The 24,934-nt window shown below is 42.5% G+C and carries 21 protein-coding genes; 16 read left to right on the forward strand and 5 right to left on the reverse strand.

The window, feature by feature from the left end; translation table 11 throughout:
• Nucleotide 1: 1 nt before the first annotated feature.
• Nucleotides 2–1,303 (reverse strand): HD domain-containing protein, encoded by a 1,302-nt coding sequence (locus PAN94_RS05800; RefSeq protein WP_285875088.1) that lies wholly within the window; start codon nt 1,301–1,303, stop codon nt 2–4.
• Between the two features lie 117 nt (nt 1,304–1,420).
• Between PAN94_RS05800 and PAN94_RS05805 the strand changes: the two genes are divergently transcribed.
• The 3 genes from PAN94_RS05805 (at nt 1,421) to PAN94_RS05815 (ending at nt 5,593) form a co-directional block, all read left to right on the forward strand.
• Nucleotides 1,421–1,825 carry a YwiB family protein gene (locus PAN94_RS05805; RefSeq protein WP_285875089.1) on the forward strand — a complete coding sequence of 135 codons (405 nt, stop codon included), beginning with the start codon at nt 1,421–1,423 and terminating at the stop codon, nt 1,823–1,825.
• Between the two features lie 191 nt (nt 1,826–2,016).
• On the forward strand, nt 2,017–4,713 hold the full coding sequence (locus PAN94_RS05810) for a cation-translocating P-type ATPase (protein WP_285875090.1): 2,697 nt from the start codon (nt 2,017–2,019) through the stop codon (nt 4,711–4,713).
• A gap of 88 nt (nt 4,714–4,801) precedes the next feature.
• Complete coding sequence (locus tag PAN94_RS05815) at nt 4,802–5,593, forward strand: DUF2785 domain-containing protein (protein WP_285875091.1); 792 nt, start codon at nt 4,802–4,804, stop codon at nt 5,591–5,593.
• On the opposite strand, the gene PAN94_RS05820 is transcribed toward PAN94_RS05815, so the two are convergent.
• A complete protein-coding gene (locus PAN94_RS05820) occupies nt 5,587–6,447 on the reverse strand; it encodes a metallophosphoesterase (protein WP_285875092.1) in 861 nt (286 codons plus the stop codon). The genes PAN94_RS05815 and PAN94_RS05820 overlap by 7 nt on opposite strands.
• Nucleotides 6,448–6,727: 280 nt before the next feature.
• Between PAN94_RS05820 and prfB the strand changes: the two genes are divergently transcribed.
• The 3 genes from prfB (at nt 6,728) to ftsX (ending at nt 9,489) form a co-directional block, all read left to right on the forward strand.
• Nucleotides 6,728–7,823 (forward strand): peptide chain release factor 2 gene (prfB, locus tag PAN94_RS05825; RefSeq protein WP_285875093.1). Its coding sequence is split into 2 segments (ribosomal slippage): nt 6,728–6,799 and nt 6,801–7,823, totalling 1,095 coding nucleotides; the frame shifts between segments, so codons are not numbered across the junction.
• Between the two features lie 54 nt (nt 7,824–7,877).
• Entirely contained in the window at nt 7,878–8,570 is a 693-nt protein-coding gene (gene ftsE / locus PAN94_RS05830; protein WP_148876345.1) for a cell division ATP-binding protein FtsE, read from the forward strand.
• Nucleotides 8,563–9,489: a permease-like cell division protein FtsX gene (ftsX, locus tag PAN94_RS05835; protein ID WP_285875094.1), complete on the forward strand. Its 927-nt coding sequence runs from the start codon at nt 8,563–8,565 to the stop codon at nt 9,487–9,489. The genes ftsE and ftsX overlap by 8 nt, the downstream gene beginning before the upstream one ends.
• A 467-nt stretch (nt 9,490–9,956) precedes the next feature.
• On the opposite strand, the gene PAN94_RS05845 is transcribed toward ftsX, so the two are convergent.
• Nucleotides 9,957–10,589: an MBL fold metallo-hydrolase gene (locus PAN94_RS05845; RefSeq protein WP_285875096.1), complete on the reverse strand. Its 633-nt coding sequence runs from the start codon at nt 10,587–10,589 to the stop codon at nt 9,957–9,959.
• Between the two features lie 132 nt (nt 10,590–10,721).
• On the opposite strand from PAN94_RS05845, the gene PAN94_RS05850 reads away from it, so the two are divergent.
• From PAN94_RS05850 to PAN94_RS05890, 9 genes are all read left to right on the forward strand, one after another.
• Nucleotides 10,722–13,166 (forward strand): bifunctional DnaQ family exonuclease/ATP-dependent helicase, encoded by a 2,445-nt coding sequence (locus PAN94_RS05850; protein WP_285875097.1) that lies wholly within the window; start codon nt 10,722–10,724, stop codon nt 13,164–13,166.
• A 115-nt stretch (nt 13,167–13,281) separates the two neighbouring features.
• Nucleotides 13,282–14,256 carry a YeiH family protein gene (locus PAN94_RS05855; protein WP_285875098.1) on the forward strand — a complete coding sequence of 325 codons (975 nt, stop codon included), beginning with the start codon at nt 13,282–13,284 and terminating at the stop codon, nt 14,254–14,256.
• 12 nt (nt 14,257–14,268) lie between these two features.
• Nucleotides 14,269–15,501, forward strand: a complete 1,233-nt coding sequence (locus PAN94_RS05860; RefSeq protein WP_285875099.1) for an FtsW/RodA/SpoVE family cell cycle protein — start codon at nt 14,269–14,271, stop codon at nt 15,499–15,501.
• 36 nt (nt 15,502–15,537) lie between these two features.
• Nucleotides 15,538–16,086, forward strand: coding sequence for a DJ-1 family glyoxalase III (locus tag PAN94_RS05865; RefSeq protein ID WP_285875100.1), 549 nt, complete (start codon nt 15,538–15,540; stop codon nt 16,084–16,086).
• 122 nt (nt 16,087–16,208) lie between these two features.
• On the forward strand, nt 16,209–16,787 hold the full coding sequence (locus PAN94_RS05870) for an HAD-IA family hydrolase (protein WP_285875101.1): 579 nt from the start codon (nt 16,209–16,211) through the stop codon (nt 16,785–16,787).
• A gap of 1 nt (nt 16,788) precedes the next feature.
• Nucleotides 16,789–18,738, forward strand: a complete 1,950-nt coding sequence (gene gyrB, locus PAN94_RS05875; RefSeq protein WP_285875102.1) for a DNA topoisomerase (ATP-hydrolyzing) subunit B — start codon at nt 16,789–16,791, stop codon at nt 18,736–18,738.
• An 85-nt stretch (nt 18,739–18,823) separates the two neighbouring features.
• Nucleotides 18,824–20,548, forward strand: coding sequence for a septation ring formation regulator EzrA (gene ezrA / locus PAN94_RS05880; RefSeq protein WP_148888057.1), 1,725 nt, complete (start codon nt 18,824–18,826; stop codon nt 20,546–20,548).
• A gap of 99 nt (nt 20,549–20,647) precedes the next feature.
• Nucleotides 20,648–21,295 carry a phosphoserine phosphatase SerB gene (gene serB, locus PAN94_RS05885; protein ID WP_285875103.1) on the forward strand — a complete coding sequence of 216 codons (648 nt, stop codon included), beginning with the start codon at nt 20,648–20,650 and terminating at the stop codon, nt 21,293–21,295.
• An 8-nt stretch (nt 21,296–21,303) separates the two neighbouring features.
• Nucleotides 21,304–22,437 carry a glycerate kinase family protein gene (locus tag PAN94_RS05890; RefSeq protein ID WP_285875104.1) on the forward strand — a complete coding sequence of 378 codons (1,134 nt, stop codon included), beginning with the start codon at nt 21,304–21,306 and terminating at the stop codon, nt 22,435–22,437.
• 130 nt (nt 22,438–22,567) lie between these two features.
• On the opposite strand, the gene PAN94_RS05895 is transcribed toward PAN94_RS05890, so the two are convergent.
• Complete coding sequence (locus PAN94_RS05895; protein WP_285875105.1) at nt 22,568–22,918, reverse strand: nuclear transport factor 2-like protein; 351 nt, start codon at nt 22,916–22,918, stop codon at nt 22,568–22,570.
• Nucleotides 22,915–23,373 (reverse strand): DUF1694 domain-containing protein, encoded by a 459-nt coding sequence (locus tag PAN94_RS05900; protein WP_285875106.1) that lies wholly within the window; start codon nt 23,371–23,373, stop codon nt 22,915–22,917. The genes PAN94_RS05895 and PAN94_RS05900 overlap by 4 nt, the downstream gene beginning before the upstream one ends.
• Before the next feature lie 184 nt (nt 23,374–23,557).
• Here PAN94_RS05900 and eno point away from each other — a divergent pair, with 184 nt between their 5' ends.
• Nucleotides 23,558–24,862: a surface-displayed alpha-enolase gene (gene eno, locus PAN94_RS05905; RefSeq protein ID WP_015604660.1), complete on the forward strand. Its 1,305-nt coding sequence runs from the start codon at nt 23,558–23,560 to the stop codon at nt 24,860–24,862.
• Nucleotides 24,863–24,934 lie beyond the last annotated feature (72 nt).

The following is a 24,934-nucleotide window of genomic DNA, read 5'->3' on the forward strand; positions in this document are numbered from 1 at the left end:
ATTATTCTCCGTAGGTAAATTGGTCGTTTTTGATATAGTGCATAAAGGTCTGGTTTTTTTCGCTGAAAAGTCCGGTCTCTGCTAGCATTTCCTTGGGGAAGTAGAAGCGATTATCGCCTTGTCTGGTCCCGGCTAGCGAATGAACGATAGGAGACAGGCTGGACAGTTCTGCTAGGCTGCCATCTTTTTGCAGAATTTCTATCTGAGTCCGGGGTTTTTCAACGTCAGGCCGGTAGAAATCATAAGGCAAATCAAAATTACGATGAATAGCAGTATAGTAATCAGGGTCAAAGCCAACCTGTCCAACTAGGTCTCGCATTATATCCAAATGCGCTTCGTTTTCCTGAGAGAAGACGATAGACTTAAAGACCTTGCGGTTGATAAAACGCTGAGCCAGGTCAGATAAAATCTTGTCTGGACTAGTCATCCAAACTTGGAAATAGGTATTCATAACACCATCATCCAAGGCAAGATAATCCTGCAGGGTCACTCTGTTTTCAAAGAATGGAATGAGATTGGGCGATGACAGCGCAAAATAATCCTTCTGAGCCGGATAGAGAAACTTGGCCCGCTTGAGCAGATTTTGCAGCAAAACTTCCATAGCCCTGCTGGCCGGGTGGAAATAAACCTGCATGTACATCTGGTAGCGGCTGACAACGTAATCTTCTACCGCATGCATGCCATTGCGCTTGAAGGCGATGCCATTTTCTACTGGACAAATCACTCGTAAAATTCTGGTTAAGTCAAATTGCCCATAGGAAGCACCAGTAAAGAAGGAATCCCGCAAGAGATAATCCATCCGATCCACATCAATTTGGCTGGAAATCAGCTGGACCACCTGCTTATTGGGGTAGGTATGGTTGATGACGCTAGCCACCTTTTCGGGGAAATCTGGCGAAACCTGTACCAAGGCTTGATGAATCTCTGTCTCTGGACTGGTGATGATTTGCCGCGTAATATCTTCGTGATTAGTATCAAAGAGGCGCTCAAAAGTATGTGAATAGGCGCCGTGCCCCAAATCATGTAGAAGAGCAGCAGTCATGGTCAGCAGGCTTTCGTGACTATCCCAGACCTCGCTGTATTTTTCATTGAAAATCTTGGTGATGCGTCGAGCAATCTCATAGGCTCCCAGACAATGCGAAAAACGGCTGTGCTCCCCGCCGTGAAAAGTATAGCCAGAAGTGCCCAGCTGTTTGATGCGACGCAGCCGTTGAAATTCTTTGGTATTGATTAAATCATAAATGACCTGATGATCCACATGCACATAATTGTGAACCGGGTCCCGAAATACTTTTTCAACCATAGTCCTATTATATCATAAATGCTCAGTGGGCGACATTCAAAGCCTGAAGTAGAAAGGAAGAATTCTCAAGAAATTTTTGGTAAAATAGAAGAAAGAAACAAGGAATGTGAGAAAATAATGAAAATCAGAATGAGAAATCAAATCAAATTAGATGAGCAAATGGAGTTGATTGACCAGGTCTATGATGTAGAATGGGCACAAAAAGGAAGCAATCACTATTTGATTTATCAGAGCGAGGAGCAGGAAAAGGTCGTTCTGAAGTTTAATGAGGACAAGCTGACCATGACCCGCTTTTCTGAGCCAAAAACCATTCTTCATTTTATCAAGAATGGTCAGCATGTAGTATCCATCCCAACTCCGCTAGGAGCTCAGCATTTTGTGACGGACACTCAGCACTATCACTTAGATGTAGAAAATCAGGCTTTGGAACTTCACTATGATTTGAAAAGAGCCGACGATGATCAGCTTTTTGCTTCCTATCAGATGAAAATCGAATGGACGGAAGAAAAGTTTGAAAAATAACAGCTCTGCCTTGAAAAATACAAAAATTTTGGTATAATAAATACACTCAAGGGAGTAGCTAACGGTTTTACCGTTACAAGGTCGTCAATACGAAAGAAATTTCCGGCCTTGTATGAAATAGCGAGACTTGTTAATAAACAGGTCTCTTTTTTGTTTATTTTGAAAGAGGCCCATCAAAAGGAGGAGACATTTTGTCAAAAGAACAAAAGCGTCAAGCTTTTTATACGCAAAGTCCTGAGGAAGTTTTGCAAGCAATGGAAGCTTCCGAACAAGGGTTGACCAGCAGCCAAGCCCAGCAACGTTTGGCGGACTACGGTCGCAATGAATTGGAAGAAGGAGAGCAAAAGACTCTCTGGATGAAATTCATTGAGCAGTTCAAGGATTTGATGATTATCATCTTGTTGGTAGCGGCTATCTTGTCTGTTGTGACGTCAGGTGGAGAGGATATTGCAGATGCTATCATTATCCTAGCCGTGGTCATCATCAATGCTATTTTTGGTGTCTACCAAGAAGGTAAGGCTGAAGAAGCCATTGCGGCTCTCAAATCTATGTCCAGTCCAGCTGCGCGTGTCCTGCGTGATGGCCATGTCACAGAAGTAGATTCTAAGGACTTGGTACCTGGAGATATCGTTCGACTGGAAGCCGGTGATGTTGTCCCAGCAGATATGCGACTGTTGGAAGCTAATTCCCTGAAAATCGAAGAAGCCGCTCTGACAGGTGAGTCTGTGCCAGTTGAGAAAGATTTGACTGTTGCAGTAGCTGCTGATGCTGGTATCGGCGACCGGGTCAATATGGCCTTCCAAAACTCCAATGTCACTTACGGTCGAGGAGTAGGGGTTGTTGTCAATACTGGGATGTACACTGAAGTCGGCCATATCGCAGGCATGTTGCAAGATGCAGATGAAACGGACACACCGCTCAAGCAAAACCTCAATAGCCTGTCTAAGGTTCTGACATATGCTATCTTGGTAATTGCTGCGGTGACCTTTGTAGTCGGCGTTTTCATTCAAGGAAAAGATCCGCTTGGTGAACTGATGACTTCGGTTGCTCTTGCGGTTGCGGCGATTCCAGAAGGTCTGCCAGCTATCGTTACTATCGTTTTAGCTTTGGGAACACAGGTTCTGGCTAAGCGGAATTCGATTGTCCGTAAGCTTCCAGCTGTTGAGACTTTGGGATCAACTGAGATTATCGCTTCAGATAAGACAGGTACCCTAACCATGAATAAGATGACGGTCGAAAAAGTCTTTTATGACGGAGTCTTGAATGAAGCTGGACAAGATATTGAACTTGGCTTGGAGCTGCCGCTCTTGCGTTCGGTTGTCTTAGCCAATGATACTAAGATTGACCAAGAAGGCAAGCTAATTGGTGATCCGACAGAAACAGCCTTCATCCAGTATGCCTTGGACAAGGGCTATGATGTTAAAGGATTTTTAGAGAAATATCCTCGTGTGGCTGAGCTGCCATTTGACTCAGACCGTAAGCTTATGTCAACTGTTCACCCATTGCCAGATGGGAAGTTCCTCGTGGCGGTCAAGGGAGCGCCAGATCAACTCTTGAAACGTTGTGTTTCCCGTGATAAGGCTGGAGATATTGCAGCGATTGATGATGCTACATCACAGCTAATCAAGTCTAATAACTTTGAAATGGCTCACCAAGCTCTGCGTGTGCTGGCTGGCGCATACAAGATTATTGATGCAGTTCCGGCTGACCTAACTTCTGAAAATCTAGAAAATGATTTAATCTTTACTGGTTTAATCGGTATGATTGACCCAGAACGTGCAGAAGCAGCAGAAGCTGTTCGTGTAGCCAAGGAAGCTGGTATTCGTCCGATTATGATTACCGGTGACCATCAGGATACAGCTGAAGCTATCGCTAAGCGCTTGGGAATCATTGAAGCAGGAGATACGGAAGATCATGTCTTGACAGGTGCTGAGCTCAACGAACTTTCAGATGAAGAATTCGAAAAAGTAGTTGGTCAATACTCTGTCTATGCCCGAGTTTCACCTGAGCATAAGGTACGGATTGTCAAAGCTTGGCAAAACCAAGGTAAGGTCGTTGCCATGACAGGTGATGGTGTCAATGACGCACCAGCTCTGAAGACAGCCGATATCGGTATCGGTATGGGAATCACTGGTACAGAGGTTTCTAAGGGAGCTTCTGACATGATTCTGGCGGATGATAACTTTGCGACAATTATCGTCGCAGTTGAAGAAGGACGTAAGGTCTTCTCAAACATTCAAAAGACCATCCAGTATCTCCTTTCAGCTAATACAGCTGAAGTGCTGACTATTTTCTTGGCAACCCTCTTTGGTTGGGATGTCTTGCAACCAGTTCATCTGCTTTGGATCAACTTGGTAACGGATACTTTCCCAGCTATTGCTCTGGGAGTTGAGCCTGCTGAGCCAGGTGTCATGACTCACAAGCCTCGTGGCCGTAAGTCTAGCTTCTTCTCTGGTGGTGTCATGAGTTCCATCATCTATCAAGGACTGCTGCAAGGTGCTCTAGTGTTGGCAGTTTATGGCTATGCTATTGCTAATCCTGTACATATTGGTGATGTAAAAGCGATCCATGCGGATGCCCTTACCATGGCCTTTGCGACTCTTGGCCTTATTCAGCTCTTCCATGCTTACAATGTGAAATCTGTTTACCAATCTATCTTTACAGTTGGACCGTTTAAGTCTAAGACCTTTAACTGGTCTATTCTGGTTTCTTTCATTCTATTGGTTTCAACCATTGTGATTGATCCGTTGGAAAAGATTTTCCATGTGACCAAGTTAGATGTGACTCAATGGGCTGTTGTCCTGATCGGCAGTTTCTCAATGATTATCATTGTTGAAATTGTTAAGTTCATCCAACGTAAATTGGGTATGGACAAGAATGCTATTTAACAGCAAAAAGCCATCTGCGGATGGCTTTTTTGCGTACAAGGGGTTATAATCAACTTCAAAGAGTTCAACTCGAAAGGACGGTGAAAGTATGTATCAAAATTTACGAAAGAAGTTGGAAGAAGCTTCTCCTTTATATTGTGAAGAAGAAATCTTATGGTTGCTGGATCATATTGGTCATCCAGAAGCGACAATCCGTGATGAGTTGGTCTTTTCGTCCTTTGCAAGGGGACTTCAGGCTGATTTGTTTTCAGTTGAACAGTTTCGTTTCTTGGCTCAAGAAGCAGTCAAAAGACAAGAACTTTTTTACGAGAGTGATAAAAATGGTCAAGCCACCTTAACACGTTCCTTCACGGCTTTGCTTTACGCTAATCTCTTAAACTGTGATGGTAATCCAAACTCTTTGTATTATCAGGCTTTATCAGTACAAGAAAGAACCTATTTACTAGATAAGGGGCTAAGTTATTTGTCAGTAGAAAGAGACACAAGAGGTTACTCCAGGAAATACGGTTGGGTTCATGCCTTCGCTCATGGAGCAGACTTATTGACGGAAGTGGTCTGTCATCCGGACTTTCCCTCCAGTAGGATGCCAGAGGTTTTAGAGGTCATTTATCAAGTTTTTAAAAGAGTTTCGGTCCGTTTCGGAAATGATGAGGACTGGCGCTTAGCCCAGGTGCTCTATCAAGCTGTTTTAAAGGAAAAACTGTTGCAGCATGAATTCAGACTGTGGCTTCAATCACAGAATTTCCCATTGGAAAGCAACCAAGACTTCATTGCTTTTTCCAATTTTCGCTCTTGTTTATTAGAAGTCTATGTGCAGTTAGACAGCAAAAAACAGCTCTCAGATGAGCTGAGAGCTGCTATTCAAACATTCCATTACTGAACTTCAATCACCGTTACAGCATCTCGCAGTTCATCTGCCAAGTGTTTTTTCTTATAGTCTAGAAATTCGACTAAATCTTTAACAGCATTATAACGCTTGTGCAGACGGTGCATCTGGGGAATTTGATACTGAGGAAAGTCATTAAAAAAGTTCCGAGTCAGTTTCCATTCGCGGATGTAGCCTAGAGGACGCATATGGTAGCGGACACCTTCGATAATACGGCTTTGGTGGCGGTGGTGGAGATGGCCGAAAACTACCTCTTTCACCTTGTATTTGACAAAGATCCGATGAAAAGCTTGGCTTCCTAGGAAGGCGTTGAAGCGCTGGAAGTAGGGATGGTCGTATAGAAAGTCTTGATGGGGAACAAAATGCAGAGCGACAATAATGGGACCATCTAAAGTCATCAGCAGTTTTTCCAACTCTTGCAGCGTCTGAGCTGTAATGCTAGGGTCGTCGAGTTGACGTTCCAATCTGCGGTCAAACCAGAAATTAGTCTTAGTTCTCAGATGCTCTTCCTTGCTTTTTTCTGGAACAAAGCTGTAGTCATACCAGCCAGAAAAGCTGACGAGCATGGTCTGACCAAACTGCTGGATCTGAAAATCATGGTTTGAAATTTCTTGCTCAGAAAGTCCCAGCATATCGTGATTTCCAAGATTAAAAGAAATGGGAAAATCTTTCTTCAAGTCTTCAATGAAAGGCAGACTGATCTTGTTCAGGTCGTTAGATAGATCTCCAGCGATGTGTAGGTGGCCAACCCCTTCCTCTTTTAAAAGCTGGCGGAGAGTTTGCTGCTCAAAATCTCCAAACTGATTGGAGTCCAGATGGAGGTCGCTCATAAATCCGATTCTTGTCATGGTTTTAGTCTAGCATATTTTGTAAAACTTGGAAATGCTTAAGCGTCTTATGGAGAGACTTACCTCTATTCGAATACCTAATAGATTATTAAAACCTTGTAATCCAGAATAATTTTTCCAACCCCATGTCATTATATTACTTTTTTAACAATTCCGTAACAAGCCGCTCCCATTCTTGCCTATCCATTAAAAATTGTATAAAATGAAGGTGCTTCATTATCCGATTAGGCAAATGTCTGAAAATGTGTTATAATAAAACGATATATGAAAAGAGGTATTTATGGACATTTCAGAAATTCGTCAAAAGATTGACGCAAATCGTGAAAAATTAGCTTCTTTCAGGGGGTCTCTTTGACTTAGAAGGTCTGGAAGAAGAAATTGCCATCTTAGAAAATAAGATGACAGAACCCGACTTTTGGGATGACAACATTGCAGCCCAAAAGACATCTCAAGAGCTCAATGAACTCAAGCAAACCTATGAAAATTTTCATCAGATGACCGAGCTTTTTGATGAATCGGAAATCTTGCTTGATTTTCTGGCTGAGGACGACTCGGTTCAGGAAGAGCTGGAAGAAAAGTTGACCGAGCTTGAGAAAATGATGACCAGCTATGAGATGACTCTCTTGCTGTCGGAGCCTTATGATAATAACAACGCTATTCTTGAAATTCACCCAGGATCTGGTGGAACAGAGGCTCAGGATTGGGGCGATATGTTGCTACGGATGTACACGCGCTACGGCAATGCCAAGGGCTTCAAAGTAGAAGTCTTGGACTATCAGGCTGGCGATGAGGCTGGTATTAAGTCAGTGACTCTTTCCTTTGAAGGGCCGCATGCTTACGGTCTACTCAAGTCAGAAATGGGCGTTCACCGCTTGGTTCGGATTTCGCCATTTGACTCGGCGAAACGTCGTCATACTTCCTTTACTTCAGTAGAGGTTATGCCAGAGTTGGACAATACTATTGAAGTAGAAGTCCGTGATGATGACATTAAGATGGATACTTTCCGTTCAGGCGGAGCCGGCGGACAGAACGTCAATAAGGTATCAACTGGTGTGCGATTGACCCATATTCCGACAGGAATTGTCGTACAGTCTACCGTTGACCGGACCCAGTATGGCAACCGAGACCGAGCTATGAAAATGTTGCAGGCTAAGCTCTATCAGCTGGAACAAGAGAAAAAAGCGGCAGAAGTCGACTCACTCAAGGGAGATAAAAAAGAGATTTCTTGGGGCAGTCAGATTCGTTCTTATGTCTTTACTCCTTATACCATGGTCAAAGATCATCGAACCAGCTATGAAGTAGCTCAGGTGGATAAGGTCATGGACGGAGACTTAGACGGATTTATTGATGCTTATTTGAAATGGAGACTCAACTAAAAACAGAGTGAAATCGCTAGATAAAAACTCTGATGAAAGGAATTGTACTAATTCATGTCAATGATTGAAATGAAAGACGTTGTTAAAAAGTATGACAACGGGACAACTGCTCTACGTGGTGTATCTATACGTATCGAACCAGGTGAATTTGCCTATATTGTAGGTCCATCAGGAGCAGGTAAATCAACCTTTATTCGACTCCTCTATCGTGAAATTAAAATCGATAAAGGAAACCTTGCTGTAGCAGGGTTTAACTTGGGAAAAATCAAGAAACGGGATATTCCAATGCTACGTCGTAGAGTTGGAGTGGTTTTCCAAGACTATAAATTACTTCCTAAAAAGACCGTTTATGAGAATATTGCCTATGCTATGGAAGTTATCGGTGAGCGTCGTAGAAATATCAAGAAACGCGTCATGGAAGTTTTGGATCTGGTTGGCCTTAAGCATAAGGTTCGCTCCTTCCCGAATGAGTTATCAGGGGGAGAACAGCAACGGATTGCAATTGCGCGTGCTATTGTTAACAATCCTCAGGTCTTGATTGCTGACGAGCCGACTGGTAACTTGGACCCAGATAATTCATGGGAAATCATGAATTTGCTGGAGCGCATTAACCTGCAAGGAACTACAGTCCTGATGGCAACTCACAATAGTCAGATTGTAAATACCCTACGTCACCGCGTCATTGCTATCGAAAATGGTCGTGTGGTGCGTGATGAGGCGGAAGGAGAATACGGATACGATGATTAGAAGGTTTTTCCGTCATTTGATTGAATCGCTTAAGAGCCTTAAGCGGAATGGTTGGATGACAGTCGCAGCTGTGAGTTCAGTTACGATTACTCTCAGTTTAGTCGCTATCTTTGCCTCTGTTATTTTAAATACCGCAAAGCTAGCGTCTGATATTTCAAACAACGTTCGTATTGTTGTCTATATGCGTAAAGACATCGCTGACAACAGCAAAACAATCGTTAAAGAAGGTCAGACCGTTAAAAATAATGATTACCATAAGATTTATGACGCCCTAACTTCGATGGATTATGTCTCAAAGGTTACTTATTCAAGTAAAGAAGAACAGTATGAAAAGCTGACAGAGACAATGGGAAGTGAGTGGAAGGTCTTCGAGGGGGATTCAAACCCACTTTATGATGCTTACATTGTCGACACGACAGAGCATAAATACGTAGATTCTGTTGCGGCAGAAGCCAAGAAGCTGGAAGGCGTTTCGGAAGTGCAGGATGGTGGAGCTAATACGCAAAAACTCTTTGCCTTATCTGATTTTATCCGAGTATGGGGACTAGTAGGGGCAGGCTTGCTCATCTTTATTGCAGTCTTCCTGATTTCCAATACCATTCGGATTACTATTATTTCACGGAGTCGTGAGATTCAGATTATGCGCTTAGTGGGTGCAAAAAATAGCTATATCCGCGGTCCCTTCCTATTTGAAGGCGCTTGGATCGGTTTGCTAGGTTCAGTTTTACCAGTGGTCTTAGTTTATTTTGGTTATAATATGGCCTATCAAACCATGAATAAAAATCTCGTTGCGCAAAATCTTTCCATGATTGAGCCACACTTGTTTGTCCCTGCTATGATTGGGGCTGTATCAGTATTGGGAATCTTTATCGGTTCACTTGGTTCATCCATTTCTATGAGACGCTTCTTGAAGATTTAATAAAAAAACAGCCTACAAAGGCTGTTCGGATTGAAAACAAACATCATGTGGTGTTTGTTTTTTTATTGTATTAAAAATATAAATTACTGCTATCGCTTTGTTTTCGATAGGCCCAGGCTGATTATAATGAGGGTAAAAAAGAATGCAGACAGGAGGCCTTTTGTGGTACTGTTTAGAAAAGGCTTGTCAAAAACATAAAAATTATAAGCAGAAAAACCTAATCCAAGGAGAGTTAGTATAGCTGAAATAGCCAGCAGAATTAACCAAATTTTTCTTTTATCCATCATGAAGGCCATCCTTTGTTTTCTATGGACTAAGTATATCATAATAAGCAAAAAGCGAAAAGACATGGGAGTCATAGAGGCAATTTCCTGACTTTTCATTCTAATTTCATCTGCAGATGTAGAAATAGTCATTTACTAGATAAAAAATGAGGCAGTCTTGATTTCTGCCTCGTTATTAGTTTATTAGAAAAATGGATTGAAATTCTTTTCGTGACCAATCGTTGTGTCATTTCCATGGCCGGGATAGACACGATAGTCTTTGGGCAAGACAAATAATTCTTCGCGGATACCAGTAAGGAGCTGGTCCATGCTGCCAGTCGGTAGATCTGTACGACCGATGGTTTCACGGAAGAGGGCATCACCAGTCAGGACGACTTGCTCTTCTAGGAAAATAATGGAAACTCCTCCAATAGAATGACCAGGTGTCTGAACAGCATAGAAATGAAAGTCGTCTAGTTGGTAGTCTTGGTGATAGGTGAAATAATGTTCGGCAGGTCTGAGAATGACGTCTTCCAAATCTGCATGGCGGTCAAGACCTGAAAGATTATCAGTAGGAGTATAGAGCCAGCTTGCTTCGCTCTCCGCTACATAGACGGGCGGATTGGCAAAGTTATCTCGGACCTTATCCAGACTCATAATATGATCGTAATGCGTATGAGTCAGCAAAATAGCTGTGATGGGCTTAGCAATTTCTTCTAGCTTGCGTTGGATCTTCCGCCAGTCGCTGCCGGGGTCAACTACGATGACATGACGGTCATTTTCAAGTATATAAGTGTTTTCAAAAGCGATGAGATTGACAATTTTGTGAACTTTCATTGGGCTTCCTCTGTGTATGTTTTCTCAATAAAGAGTGTAACAAAAAAGCAGAAATTTTGCACAAAATTTATTTTGAGGCTCAGCTTATTTTCAGATGTCTCAGGCTGGCATTTGTGATATAATCATAGCAGTATGACACAATCGAACTATAAATATGCTGTCATCGACTTGGAGGCTACAAGTGCGAACAGCAATGCAAAAATTATTCAAATCGGCATTGTCATCATTGAAAACGGGGTGATTTGCCAAACGTATGAAACAGATGTGAATCCGCATGAGGATCTGGATGAGCATATTAAACAGCTGACAGGATTGGATGATCAGCGCTTGCGTCAAGCTCCGGATTTCTCACAGGTTGCCCGTGAAGTTTACGAGCTGATTGAGGATGCGATTTTTGTCGCCCATAATGTCAAGTTTGATGCCAATCTATTGGCGGAAGCTCTCTTTTGGGAAGGCTTTGACCTGCTGACTCCGAGAGTGGATACGGTGGAACTGGCTCAGGTTTTCTACCCGACTTTTGATAAATATGCCTTAGGAAATCTATGCGAGCTTCTGGAGATTCCTCTGGAAAATGCTCATACCGCTTTGGCAGATGCTCAGGCGACAGCTCAGCTATTTCTAAAAATCCAGAATAAGATGGCTGGACTGCCGAAGGCTTTACTAGAGAAGGTGCTGGAATTTTCCGATAGTCTCATCTATGAGTCACGGCTAGCGATCGAAGAGATTTTTCAGTCGATGCCAGATGATTCTGGTCAGGCTTTGCAGGAGACGCATGGCATCTTTTTGAAAAAGCCGAGAATTCTGCCGCCAGAAAAGAAACTTTCGCAGGATTTTCTGACCAACCTTTATCTGCTGGGGCTGGACGAGCGTCCTGAGCAGCTGAGATTTGCGCAGTATGTTAGTGAGGCGCTTAGTCAGACTGCGGCTAGCTTTTTGGAGGCCCAGACAGGGCTTGGCAAGACTTTTGGTTATTTATTGCCTATTTTGGCTCATGGTCGGGAAAGAGTCTTGGTGACCGTTCCGACGAAGATTTTACAGGATCAGCTGATGCAAAAGGAAGGCCGACTCTTAGAGGAAGTCTTTCATATCTCCTTTCATAATCTCAAAAGTCCCGAAAATTATCTGAACTTAGATCATTTTTATCAAAGTCTATCGGTACTGGACGATAATCGACTTGTTAATCGTTGCAAAATGCAGCTCTTGGTATGGCTGACAGAGACGGAGACGGGTGATTTAAATGAAATCGGTCAGGCTTATCGTTTCGAGTCTTACTTTAGCCAGATACGCCATGATGGGAAATTAAGTAAGTATTCGCTCTTTTATGAAGAGGATTTTTGGCGACTGGGGCAGGTCAAGGCAGCTAGCAGTCGTGTCGTGATTACCAATCATGCTTATCTTTTGACGCGCCTAGAAGATGACCAGTCTTTGCTGGACAATCGGATGTTGGTGGTGGACGAGGCTCAAAAAATGTTTTTTGCCTTGGAAAGTTTTTCGCAGGCCAGTATCAATTTGACCAAGCAATTGCAAACTATCAGTCAGGCTCTGCAGACAGAAAAACGGATTTTACAAGAACGCCTCTTGCAAAGCATCCAATTTGAACTGGCAGATGCTGCCGAAAAGCAGAGGGGTAAGACCAGTGAATTGGATTCCAAGAAGATAGCCAAGCTGCGTCAGGATGTGTCTGAGCTGGATGAGAGCTTATTGCCAGAGCTCAGGGAATTGTTTTCAACCAAGTACCAATACTATTGGCTAACGGAAGAACAATTTGCAGATCATCGGGTGACAAGGCTTCATGCTGGGCGCTCAGAACTCATGAGATTTAAGGATTTCCTGCCTGATACCGTCAAGGTTATCTTAGTCTCCTCTACTTTGGAGATTAGTTCCAAGGTGAATTTGCCTCAATTACTAGGTTTTGAGGATTATCATTTTTATAAACTTCCTCAGCAAAAAAAGCCCCTGCAGAAACTTTTCTTAGATCTAGATTTTCCAGATGTGGTGGAGTTATCAACGCAGGAATATGCTGAGAGGATTGTCGCAAGTTTGGAGAGCTTGGCTCCACTGAATCTGCCTATAGTGGTTCTATTTACCTCCAAGGATTTATTGCTGGCCACTTCAGACCAGCTGACCTTGCCACATTTGGCCCAGTATAAGAACGGCGAGCCAGCCAATATCAAGCGTCGCTTTGACAAGGGAGAGGCACCTATCTTGCTGGGGGCAGGCAGTTTCTGGGAAGGAGCAGATTTTGCTCAGCAAGAGCAAATCATTCAGCTCATCACGCGGATTCCTTTTGATAATCCCAAAGATTTCTTTGTGCAAAAAATCAATCATCATCTGAAGGCAGAAGGCAAAAATCCTTTTTACGATTATCAGTTGCCGTCAGCTATTTTACGATTGAAGCAGGCCATGGGGCGAACCCGTCGCAATGAACACCAGAAGTCGGCGGTTATTCTTCTAGACAAGCGTATTTCAACCAAGCGCTACGGTCGGCAAATCCAGCAAAATCTAAATCAGCTGGCATCTCTAGAAATGCTGTCGCAGCGGGATATTTTAAAGGAATTAAAAGAATTTTTCGACTAAAACTGCTTGAAAACAGTCAATTTTATCTGGCTGTTTTTCTAAATGATTGCAAATTTTCTCGGCTACTGATGCCAAAAATCTGCTATAATGAAAAGAATAGGAAGAAGGTTATGACGTGAAAAAGAATCTACCAGGAATTGCTCTATCATTTGCGATAGCGGCTGTTTCCATTTGTTTAGGGACTTGGTTTCCGCTGATTGGATCCAGTGTATTTGCCATCGTTTTAGGAATTTTGCTCAGTAATTTATGGAAACTTCCAGATGCCTTTCAGCCGGGTTTGACCTATTCAGGAAAGAAACTGCTTCAATATTCTATTATCTTTTTAGGTTTTTCCATGTCAATCGGCAAGGTTTCTGCAACGGGTCTTTCCTCTTTAAAGATTAGTATTTTGACTATTTTGATTGCTTTTTTAGCGGCTTATGCCGCTGGAAAGTTCTTCAATATGAGACGTGTTTTAACCATTTTGATTGGCTTTGGAACGGCAATTTGTGGTGGTTCAGCTATTGCAGCAGCTTCGCCCATTTTAGAAGCAGAAGAAGAGGAGATTGCTCTTTCCATTTCAACCATCTTCTTTTTCAATATTTTAGCTGTTTTTATCTTTCCTTTTTTGGGTCATCTCATGCAGATGTCCGATGGATATTTTGGAACTTGGGCAGGGACGGCCATCAATGATACTTCGTCAGTCGTTGCGGCAGGTTATACTTACAGTCAAGCGGCGGGAGATTTGGCAACCATTGTCAAACTGAGCCGAGCCTTGATGATTGTACCCGCCTGTCTCATCTTTGCAGGCTATCGATATGTCCGAGATAAGCGGTCAGCTCAAAAAGTAGACCTCAAGAAGATTTTTCCTTGGTTTATTTTGTGGTTTGTCTTGGCTTCTGTAGTGAGTAGTTTGGGAATTTTCCCATCAAATCTAGTTCCTTACACGAAGCTGTTGTCCCAATGGCTGATGGCTATGGCCTTAGCCGGGATTGGAGCCAAGGTTTCATTCAAACAGTTCAAGGAAGCTGGAGCGGGTCCTTTATTAACCGGAGCTTTTGCTTGGTTCTGCGTCGCAGTTTCTAGCTTGATTATCCAATATTTTTTGTAAGAAAGGAAAATTATGCCTTCACAGCAAAGAACATTTGAGTCTCGGATTGATTACAGCTTGCTTTTACCTGTCTTGCTCTTACTATCAATCGGAGTTACGGCTATTTATATAGCGGTTAGTCATGATTATCCAAATAATGTCTTGCAGATTGTTGGTCAGCAAGTGGTTTGGATTTTATTAGGCTTTCTGATTAGCTTTATCGTTATGTTTTTTAACACTAAGTTTCTTTGGAAGATGACGCCTTTTCTGTATGTTTTAGGCTTAGGACTTATGGTTCTTCCACTTGTATTTTATAGTGAGAGCTTAGTGGCTTCTACAGGGGCGAAAAACTGGGTATCTATTCGCGGTGTTACCCTCTTTCAGCCATCTGAATTTATGAAAATTTCATATATTTTGATGCTGTCGCGAGTTGTAGTGAAGTTTCTGCAGCAAAATAAGAACTATGAGCGGACTATTGCTTTAGATCTCTTTTTGATTGTAAAATTAGCATTATATACCTTGCCGGTTTTGTTACTTTTGGCCTTGCAGAGTGATTTGGGAACAGCCCTAGTATTTGCTGCAATTTACTGCGGTATTGTTCTCTTATCTGGTGTTTCGTGGAAGATTATTCTACCGGTTTTCTTGACAGTATCCCTTCTTTTTACTGTCTTTATGTTGATCTTTATTTCAAATGGTGGCCGTGCTTTTCTCCATGGGTTAGGGATGCCGACTTACCAGATCAATCGGATCTCAGCCTGGCTCCATCCTTTTGAATATGCTCAGACAGTAACCTATCAGCAGGCACAGGGACAGATTGCTATCGGAAGTGGAGGTTTATTAGGTCAAGGATTTAATGTCTCAAATCTGCTAGTACCTGTCCGTGAAAGTGATATGATTTTCACCGTGATTGCAGAGGATTTTGGTTTTCTTGGTTCGAGTTTGGTGATTGTTATTTATCTGTTTTTGATTCATCGTATGCTTCAGATTACTATTAAGTCCAACAATCAGTTCTACACCTATATTTCTACTGGTCTCATTATGATGCTGCTCTTTCATATTTTTGAAAATATTGGTGCTGTGACAGGGATTTTGCCTTTGACAGGGATTCCGCTTCCTTTCATTTCCCAAGGTGGCTCCTCCATCGTCAGCAATCTCATCGGAATCGGTCTCCTACTGTCTGTCTCTTATCAAAATAGCCTAGAAGAGGAGAAGCATGCAGTGACTCCGCCTGTTCGTAAAAAAATTGTACTTAGAAAAATAAAATAAGAAGTGGATACCTTGTATCCTAGAAAGGTGTTGTACATGAAAAAAGTAGCTCTCATGTTAGCCAATGGCTTTGAAGAAATTGAAGCCCTCACCGTTGTCGATGTCTTGCGTCGTGCAGGCTTTATCTGTGATATGATTGGTTTTGAGGAGGCTGTGACAGGTTCTCATCAGATTACTGTCAAAGTCGATCAAGTCTGGAATGGGAATCTATCTGCTTATGATATGGTCGTTCTTCCAGGCGGTATGCCAGGATCAACAAATCTGCGAGATGATGACCGCCTGATGGAAGTTCTACAGGAATTTCAAGCAGAAGGTAAATTTGTCGCAGCTATCTGTGCGGCTCCGATTGCCCTTGACCGCGCAGGGCTCCTGAATGACAAGAACTTCACTTGCTATGATGGAGTGGAAGCCAACATTGAGAACGGTAGCTATCAGAAGCAGACCGTTGTCGTAGATGGAAAGTTAATCACCAGCCGTGGCCCATCTACAGCCCTACCTTTTGCCTATGAGTTGGTTCACCAGCTAGGCGGAGATGCGGATCAATTAGCAAGTTCTATGCTTTTTAAAGATGTTTTTGAGAAGTAAAAAATTCACTCGATTTTCGAGTGAATTTTTTCTGTCTAAGTTGGATGAAAAATCTATGAAAATATGCTATTTCATCATAAATAAAAGCCCTTTTTTTCAAAAAATATGATATAATAAAGGGTATGAATTATCAAGATTACATCTGGGATTTGGGTGGGACTCTCTTGGATAATTATGAGACTTCAACCGCAGCTTTTGTCCATACCTTGCAGGACTTTGGTCTGACTGGGAGTCATGATGAAGTTTATAAGGCTCTCAAGGTCTCAACAGATTATGCAGTCCGCCAGTTTGCCCCTGGAAATAAGGAATTTTTAAAGGCTTATAAGGCGAATGAGGCCAAGGAATTAGAACATCCGATCTTGTTTGAGGGAGCTTCAGAATTATTAGCACAAATTATCCAGCAGGGTGGTAGAAATTTTTTGATTTCTCACCGAGATGATCAGGTGTTAGAGATTTTGCAGAAGACGAAGATCAGTGCTTATTTTACAGAAGTAGTGACAGCTACTAATGGTTTTAAACGCAAGCCAGACCCTGAGTCTATGCTGTATTTAAAAGATAAATACCAGATTGAGTCTGGTCTGGTTATCGGAGATCGACCGATTGATATCGAAGCTGGTCAGGCGGCAGGATTTAGCTGCTATCTCTTTGATAATATGAAAAATCTTGAAGAATTTGTAGATATTGAACTAGAAAAGGAATAACATGACAGAAGAAAAGCAACAAGACATACAAGCGCAAGAATATGACGCCAGTCAGATTCAGGTCTTGGAGGGCTTAGAAGCCGTTCGGATGCGCCCTGGTATGTATATCGGTTCGACCTCCAAGGAGGGTCTGCACCACTTAGTATGGGAAATTGTTGACAACTCGATTGATGAGGCCTTAGCTGGCTTTGCCACTCACATTCAAGTTTTTATTGAAAAAGATAATTCGATTACAGTTGTTGACGATGGTCGAGGAATTCCCGTTGATATTCAGGAGAAAACAGGCCGTCCGGCTGTAGAAACCGTCTTTACTGTCCTTCACGCAGGAGGAAAATTCGGTGGTGGCGGCTACAAGGTTTCAGGAGGTCTTCACGGTGTGGGATCTTCCGTTGTAAATGCCCTGTCCACTCAGCTGGATGTCCGCGTTTATAAAAACGGCCAGATTCATTACCAAGAATACCGTCGAGGTCATGTAGTCGCGGACTTAGAAGTCATTGGCGAGACAGATCGTACAGGTACGACTGTTCACTTTACACCAGATCCAGAGATTTTCACTGAAACAGTAGAATTTGACTTTGAGAAGCTTAATAAACGGGTGCAAGAACTGGCCTTCCTCAATCGTGGCCTCAGAATTTCCATCACAGATAAGCGAGATGGAATGGAGCAGGCCAAGGATTACCACTATGAGGGCGGGATTGCCAGCTATGTCCAATACATCAATGAAAACAAGGATGTTATCTTTGATACACCGATTTACACTGACGGCGAAATGGACGACATTACGGTTGAAGTTGCTATGCAGTACACGACCGGCTACCATGAAACAGTCATGAGCTTTGCCAATAATATCCACACCCACGAGGGTGGAACGCATGAGCAAGGCTTCCGGACCGCCTTGACACGGGTCATCAATGACTATGCCAAGAAAAATAAGCTTCTCAAAGAAAATGAGGACAATCTGACTGGGGAAGATGTGCGTGAGGGACTGACAGCAGTTATCTCTGTTAAGCATCCCAACCCTCAGTTTGAAGGTCAGACCAAGACCAAGCTGGGCAATAGCGAAGTCGTCAAGATTACCAATCGCCTCTTCAGTGAAGCCTTCTCTGATTTCCTTTTGGAAAATCCTGCGGTGGCTCGAAAAATCGTTGAAAAGGGAATTTTGGCTTCTAAGGCTAGAATTGCTGCTAAGCGAGCTCGGGAAGTAACCCGCAAGAAGTCTGGTTTAGAAATTTCCAATCTGCCAGGGAAATTGGCTGATTGCTCGTCCAACAACCCACAGGAAACAGAACTCTTCATCGTGGAGGGGGACTCAGCGGGTGGTTCAGCTAAGTCTGGGCGTAACCGTGAATTTCAGGCTATTTTGCCGATTCGCGGTAAAATTCTCAACGTTGAAAAAGCCAGCATGGATAAGATTCTGGCTAATGAAGAAATCCGCAGTCTCTTTACTGCGATGGGAACTGGTTTTGGAGCTGACTTTGATGTTAGCAAGGCTCGCTATCATAAATTAGTCATCATGACCGATGCGGACGTGGATGGAGCTCACATTCGGACTTTGCTCCTGACTTTGATTTACCGCTACATGAAGCCGGTTCTGGAAGCAGGATATGTCTACATCGCCCAACCACCAATCTATGGTGTCAAGGTCGGCAGCGAGGTAAAAGAATACATCCAGCCAGGTGCAAATCAAGAAGAAAAACTGCAAGCTGCTCTCGAGCGCTATAGTGAAGGTCGCTCTAAGCCGACGATTCAGCGCTACAAAGGTTTGGGAGAAATGGATGACCATCAGTTGTGGGAAACGACCATGAACCCAGAACACCGTTTAATGGCGCGAGTTTCTGTTGATGATGCTGCGGAAGCTGATAAGATTTTCGATATGCTGATGGGAGATCGTGTAGAGCCTCGTCGTGACTTTATCGAAAAAAATGCAGTATATAGCACACTTGATGTCTAAAAAGTTAGAAAAAACAACCATTACAATTGAATTTGTGATATAATCAATATGTTTGCTTTTTAGTAAAAGAATGAAGGAGTTTTATATGTCTAATGGACTGATTATTCTCATTATTGTAGTAGCAGCACTATTAATTTTAGGCTATTTTACTGCTATCTATATGAGAAAACGAAATGAAGCGAAGCTTCGAAGTTTGGAGGAGAAAAAAGAGGAGCTTTACAATCTTCCCGTGAATGATGAAGTGGAAGAAGTTAAAAATTTACATTTGATTGGGCAAAGTCAAGTGACTTTCCGTGAATGGAATCAAAAATGGGTAGATCTCTCTTTAAATTCATTTGCTGATATTGAGAACAATCTCTTTGAGGCAGAGGGCTACAATAATTCTTTCCGTTTCCTCAAAGCCAAGCATGCGATCGAAAACATTGAAAGCCAAATTGATTTAATTAGTGAAGATATTCATGCAATTCGTCAAGCTTTAGAAGATCTTAAAAAACAAGAATCTAAAAATAGCGGACGAGTTTTACATGCCCTAGATCTATTTGAAAATTTGCAGCATACTGTGGCTAGCAATCCTGATGCTTATGGACGAGCTCTTGCAGAAATTCAGAAGCAAATGGAAAATATTGAGTCTGATTTCTCTCAATTTGTTACTCTCAATTCTTCAGGGGATCCTGTGGAAGCGGCAGAAATCTTAGACAAAACAGAAGATCGCATCTTGGCACTGACACAGATCGTCGAAAAAGTTCCAGCAATTGTAGAAGACTTGACTGAAAAATTACCAGATCAATTAGAAGATTTGGAGTCTGGCTACCGTAAATTATTGGAAACCAATTATCATTTTATTGAGACTGACTTAGAGGCTCGTTTCCAACAACTTCGTGCTAGTTTGAAGCGAAATGAAGAAAATCTTGCGGCGTTGGAGTTGGATAATGCCTTGTATGAGAATGAACAAATTCAAGAGGAAATCGATGCCCTGTATGCCATCTTTACTCGAGAGATTGAGGCTCATAAAGTCGTTGAGAAGTTGGTGAACTACCTTCCTGACTATTTAGAACACACTAAAGAGAATAACCAACAGCTTCAAAGCGAAATGGAACGTTTATCACATTCCTTCTTGCTACCAGAACCTGAAATAAATCATATCAAAGATTTGAAATCGGAATTATCTGCTCAAGAAGCAGTCGTTCACTCTTCACTTGAAGATACAGCTGAAATGAAGAAACCTTTCTCATTGGTTAGAGAAGAGTTAGAAGCTATTCAAGACCGATTGAAAGAAATCGAAGATGAACAGATTGAACTTGGTGAGCAACTAGAAAAGATCGAAAAAGACGATGTCAATGCCCGTCAAAAGGTTACGATTTACGCTAATAAATTGCATACGATTAAGCGATTTATGGAAAAACGTAATTTACCGGGTATTCCAGAGTCCTTCTTAACAATTTTCTTTGGAGCAAGCGACTATATTGAGGAGCTGGCAAGAGAGTTGGAGGCAACTCGTGTGAATATCGAATCTGTTAACCGCTGGTTAGAGATTCTGGCAAATACAATGAATGAATTGGAAGAAGAGACATATCGAATCGTTCGAAATTCTACCTTAACAGAGCAGTTGCTACAATACTCTAACCGTTATCGTTCCTTCGATGATAATGTGCAGGCAGCCTTCAATGAATCCCTTCATGCCTTTGAAGTTGAATTTGACTATGCAAAATCTTTGGAAATTATTTCAAAAGCCTTGGATATTGTTGAGCCCGGAGTTTCAGCTCGTTTCATCAACTCATATGAAAAAACACGCGAAAATATTCGCTTCTAAGAAAGTTCCTTCGGGAACTTTTTTCTTTGCAATCTAGCTTGTTTTGCACTTAAAAATCCTGTATAATACAACAAATCACAGAAAATATGAGGTGAGTAGATGAGTCAGGTCAAAGGTTTATTGGTTATGGATGTAGATAGCACTCTTATTATGGAAGAGGGCATTGATTTGCTAGGCGAGGAAGCTGGAGTTGGGCAGCAAGTCGCTGCTATCACTGAGCGAGCTATGCGCGGAGAATTGGATTTCGAGGCCGCCTTACGGGAAAGGGTTTCAATTTTAGCGGGACTTACGGAAACTATCTTTTCTCAAATAGCTGATAAGATTCATTTCACACCTGGCGCTAAAAAATTAGTAGATGAGCTGCATGCGCGGGGCTACAAGGTTGGCTTGGTGTCAGGTGGTTTTCATGAAACGGTGGATAGACTGGCTGAAGAGCTAGGAATTGACTATGTAAAGGCCAATCGCTTAGAAATCAAGAATGGCTTGCTGACAGGTCATGTGTTGGGAGAGATTGTTAGCAAAGATACTAAAGTTCAGATGCTGAAAGAATGGGCTCAAGAAAACAATTTGGAATTAAATCAAACCATTGCTATGGGGGATGGGGCCAATGATTTGCCTATGATTCAAACGGCAGGTATTGGAATTGCTTTTAATGCCAAGCCAATTGTAAGAGAGCAAGCGCCCTATCAAATCAATGTTTATGATCTCTATCAAGTAATGGATATTTTAGATAGGAAGGAAAAATAGGAGGCACGATGCATATCTTGTTAGCACCAGATTCTTTTAAGGAAAGTTTGTCTGCCGTTCAGGTAGCAGAAGCCTTGAAAGAAGGTTTTTCCCAAGCCTTGCCAGAGGCGACTTTTGACTTGCTGCCTATTGGAGATGGCGGCGAAGGGACTGTATCTGCCTTGATTTCGGCTATGAAGCTAAAAGAGTTTCGCCATTGGGTGACTGGACCTTTCGGCCAGCCAGTCGAAATGAAATATGCAAGACAAGACCAGCTCGCTCTCTTTGAAATGGCAGATTTAGTGGGACTGGCTTTAATTCCTAAAGAAAAACGCAGTCCTTTAAGCTTGGAAACCAGAGGTCTGGGGGAGCTGATTCTTCACCTGGCTGAAAATGGAGTCAGGAAGATTCTGGTCGGTGTTGGAGGCTCGGCAACGAATGATGGTGGAATCGGTATGGCAGCAGGTCTGGGCTATGAATTTTTTGATCAAAATAATCATCGACTGCGGCCTGTCGGCTCTTCTCTAGGGAGAGTTGCCCGAATTTCTGCGGACCGTGTTTCAATTTGCTTGGATGATATAGAAATCGAAATTTTGACAGATGTTTCCAACCCTTTATGTGGACAGCAGGGAGCGACTCAGGTCTTTGGAAGACAGAAAGGCCTGTCTGAATGGCTTCTTTCATCTGTCGATCAGGAAATGAGGAAGTTCTATGAACTGGCCAATCCGCAGATTTTAACCCAAGCTGGTGCTGGCGCAGGAGGAGGCATGGCAGCAGGGCTGGTCACATTTGCCAAGGGGAAAGTCGTGTCAGGAATTGATACCTGTCTGGATTTGTTGGATTTTGACCGCAGGGTTAAAGAAGCGGACTTGGTTGTTGTCGGTGAGGGGCGCATGGATAAGCAGTCTTTGGCGGGAAAGGCCCCAGTTGGAATCGCAAGGAGGACGCCAAAAGAGATTCCCGTTCTTGCGATCTGTGGCAGTTTGGCTGATGATTTGCCTCCATTTCCTAGGGAGAATATCCATGCAGCTTTTCCCATTATCTCGCAAGTGGTGGATTTGGACGTAACCTTAGCTCAAGCGAGGGAAAATCTGGTTCGTACAGCTCGCAATATTGGCAACCTATTAGCCATCAAAAAAAGAGAGTGGGACAGAAATCGGTAATTCGTTAGAATTCGATTTCGTCGTCCCACCTCCGCACAGTTGAGCAGGGCTGTAAAAGCTGATGAAATCAGCGTAGTAGAGCCCGCTCAACCACTGCGTCTTGCTCGACAATCCAAAGACAATTAAGAGGCTAGGACTTTTGTCCCAGCCTCTTTTTCAGTAAATATTCGATTTCTTTGACGATTAAGCCGTTTGCAAATTCAAATAGATCGCAGGAAAGGTCTCCGTGGTCATTGACCAAAACTGTTAGAATCCGACTTTGCTCGGCATTGCTGTGATAGTATTGGCAACAAAACTGTTCAGAACTGTTCTGATAGGCCTCCTGTATCCTGTGGAGGTAGGCTTCTTTTCCCTGAATAATTTCTGGGGATTCTCCATGCAGCTCCCAGACGACATGCTCGTCTAAAAAAGTTTGATAAATGTCCCAGTCACGCTGATTTTCCGCCTCGAAAAAGGTAAATAATTTCTCTAAATTTGTCATTTATGAAACATTTTTTTCCAAAGGGAAGTTTTCTTGTGAGGAGATGGTTTACTTTCTGCTGGGTGGAGAATGTCGGTAAATTGCTTGCTCAAGTCCTTTTCTTCCACGGTCACAGGATGATCGCTATGAATCACCAAACCAAAAGGAGAGGATTGGCAAAAGGCGGAGACAATGGTGGCCTCGCAGCCTAAGTCTTTGGCGGTTTTTAGGTAGAAAACCTGCTGGCTGGATATGACTTCAGGCGATATTTTGACTGTGACGGGATGGTAGCTTTCAGTGATGTTCTCAACTATTTCTTTAAAATGCTGCTTTAGAAGCGAGGAATTTGCATCTGAAATAGAGCAATAAGCAATCACCCGCTCTTCAAAAGTTTCCAGAAATTTGCGCTGTTCATCAGGATTGAGCTTAGCATTTCCCTGAGATTTTTCCATGATAATGTTATTTAGATCTGTCATGTTTCTAGTATATCATAAATAAAGGATTTCTGATTTTCAAACCATTAAGAAAAAGATAGGATGTAACCGATTGCATTTCAAAAATTGTGATTTTTCAAGCAAAGCTGCTGTTTTTCCTTGAAAAAAAAGCGCTTTTGAGGTATCATAGACTAGTAAATAATTTTAAACAATAAGGAGAGTCAAAATGTCAATTATTACTGATGTTTACGCTCGCGAAGTCCTCGACTCACGCGGTAACCCAACACTTGAAGTAGAAGTTTATACTGAATCAGGTGCTTTCGGACGTGGTATGGTTCCTTCAGGAGCTTCTACTGGTGAACACGAAGCAGTTGAACTTCGTGATGGTGACAAATCTCGTTACGGCGGTCTTGGTACACAAAAAGCAGTTGACAACGTGAACAACGTTATCGCTGAAGCTATTATCGGTTACGATGTACGTGACCAACAAGCTATCGACCGTGCAATGATCGCTTTGGACGGTACTCCAAACAAAGGTAAATTGGGTGCGAACGCAATCCTTGGTGTGTCTATCGCTGTAGCTCGTGCTGCTGCTGACTACCTTGAAATCCCACTTTACAGCTACCTTGGTGGATTCAACACTAAAGTTCTTCCAACTCCAATGATGAACATCATCAATGGTGGTTCTCACTCAGACGCTCCAATCGCTTTCCAAGAATTCATGATCGTACCTGCTGGTGCACCATCATTCAAAGAAGCTCTTCGTTGGGGTGCTGAAATCTTCCACGCTCTTAAGAAAATCCTTAAATCTCGTGGTTTGGAAACTGCTGTTGGTGACGAAGGTGGATTTGCTCCTCGTTTCGAAGGAACTGAAGATGGCGTAGAAACTATCATTGCTGCTATCGAAGCTGCTGGATATGTTCCTGGTAAAGACGTATTTATCGGATTTGACTGCGCTTCATCAGAATTCTACGATAAAGAACGTAAAGTATACGACTACACTAAATTCGAAGGTGAAGGAGCTGCTGTACGTACTGCTGCAGAACAAATCGACTACCTTGAAGAATTGGTAAACAAATACCCAATCATCACTATCGAAGATGGTATGGACGAAAACGACTGGGATGGTTGGAAAGCTCTTACTGAACGTCTTGGTGGTAAAGTTCAATTGGTTGGTGACGACTTCTTCGTAACAAACACTTCTTACCTTGAAAAAGGTATTGCAGAAGGCGCAGCTAACTCAATCCTTATCAAAGTTAACCAAATCGGTACTCTTACTGAAACATTCGACGCTATTGAAATGGCGAAAGAAGCTGGTTACACTGCTGTTGTATCACACCGTTCAGGTGAAACTGAAGATTCAACAATCGCTGACATCGCAGTTGCAACTAACGCAGGACAAATCAAAACTGGTTCACTTTCACGTACAGACCGTATTGCTAAATACAACCAATTGCTTCGTATCGAAGATCAACTTGGTGAAGTTGCTGAATACCGTGGATTGAAATCATTCTACAACTTGAAAAAATAATTCATTCTAATGGAATGAAGCAAATCCCTTGAGGCTAACTCAAGGGATTTTTAATAAATAAGGGGAGACTTC

Origin of the sequence: Streptococcus sp. SC1 (genome assembly GCF_030272855.1) — a bacterium.
GTDB lineage: Bacteria > Bacillota > Bacilli > Lactobacillales > Streptococcaceae > Streptococcus.

Coding starts and splice junctions, on each gene's coding strand:
- PAN94_RS05800 (WP_285875088.1), bottom strand. CDS start 1,303: ATGGTTGAAAAAGTATTTCGGGACCCGGTTCACAATTATGTGCATGTG.
- PAN94_RS05805 (WP_285875089.1), top strand. CDS start 1,421: ATGAAAATCAGAATGAGAAATCAAATCAAATTAGATGAGCAAATGGAG.
- PAN94_RS05815 (WP_285875091.1), top strand. CDS start 4,802: ATGTATCAAAATTTACGAAAGAAGTTGGAAGAAGCTTCTCCTTTATAT.
- PAN94_RS05820 (WP_285875092.1), bottom strand. CDS start 6,447: ATGACAAGAATCGGATTTATGAGCGACCTCCATCTGGACTCCAATCAG.
- ftsE (WP_148876345.1), top strand. CDS start 7,878: ATGTCAATGATTGAAATGAAAGACGTTGTTAAAAAGTATGACAACGGG.
- ftsX (WP_285875094.1), top strand. CDS start 8,563: ATGATTAGAAGGTTTTTCCGTCATTTGATTGAATCGCTTAAGAGCCTT.
- PAN94_RS05845 (WP_285875096.1), bottom strand. CDS start 10,589: ATGAAAGTTCACAAAATTGTCAATCTCATCGCTTTTGAAAACACTTAT.
- PAN94_RS05850 (WP_285875097.1), top strand. CDS start 10,722: ATGACACAATCGAACTATAAATATGCTGTCATCGACTTGGAGGCTACA.
- PAN94_RS05860 (WP_285875099.1), top strand. CDS start 14,269: ATGCCTTCACAGCAAAGAACATTTGAGTCTCGGATTGATTACAGCTTG.
- PAN94_RS05865 (WP_285875100.1), top strand. CDS start 15,538: ATGAAAAAAGTAGCTCTCATGTTAGCCAATGGCTTTGAAGAAATTGAA.
- PAN94_RS05870 (WP_285875101.1), top strand. CDS start 16,209: ATGAATTATCAAGATTACATCTGGGATTTGGGTGGGACTCTCTTGGAT.
- gyrB (WP_285875102.1), top strand. CDS start 16,789: ATGACAGAAGAAAAGCAACAAGACATACAAGCGCAAGAATATGACGCC.
- ezrA (WP_148888057.1), top strand. CDS start 18,824: ATGTCTAATGGACTGATTATTCTCATTATTGTAGTAGCAGCACTATTA.
- serB (WP_285875103.1), top strand. CDS start 20,648: ATGAGTCAGGTCAAAGGTTTATTGGTTATGGATGTAGATAGCACTCTT.
- PAN94_RS05890 (WP_285875104.1), top strand. CDS start 21,304: ATGCATATCTTGTTAGCACCAGATTCTTTTAAGGAAAGTTTGTCTGCC.
- PAN94_RS05895 (WP_285875105.1), bottom strand. CDS start 22,918: ATGACAAATTTAGAGAAATTATTTACCTTTTTCGAGGCGGAAAATCAG.
- PAN94_RS05900 (WP_285875106.1), bottom strand. CDS start 23,373: ATGACAGATCTAAATAACATTATCATGGAAAAATCTCAGGGAAATGCT.
- eno (WP_015604660.1), top strand. CDS start 23,558: ATGTCAATTATTACTGATGTTTACGCTCGCGAAGTCCTCGACTCACGC.